Annotated in this window: 1 protein-coding gene; it reads left to right on the top strand. The window is 56.4% G+C overall.

Features of this window, described 5'->3' with window-relative positions; all coding sequences use genetic code 11:
• Positions 1-388 (top strand): FAD-binding protein (locus tag ACYQ2M_RS25350; protein WP_459919185.1); only part of this gene is annotated, 388 nt, incomplete at both ends.

Raw genomic sequence — 388 nt, 5'->3', positions numbered from 1 at the left:
ACACACCATGCTTTACGCCATGGACAACAAGGCCATTGAACTGGGTATTCCCGTGCACGAAAGAAAGGAAGCCATTGCCCTGATCCACGAAGATGGCGTGTGTTATGGCGCCATTGTCCGGGACCTTGTCACCGGTGAACTCATTGCCTATGTCGCCCGGGCCACCACCATTGCCACCGGCGGATATGGCCGTCTTTATTCTGTGACCACCAATGCGGTGATCTCAGAAGGTATCGGTAATGCCATTGCCCTTGAGACCGGTGTGGCCTGCCTGGGTAACATGGAGGCAGTGCAGTTTCATCCCACGGCCATCGTGCCTGTTGGTATTCTCACCACCGAAGGCTGCCGTGGGGACGGCGGACTCTTGCTTGACAAGGACGGATATCGC

Source organism: Desulfocicer niacini (genome assembly GCF_054657595.1).
The sequence above is the reverse complement of the archived record's forward strand: the minus strand, read 5'-3'. Positions and strand labels throughout refer to the sequence as shown.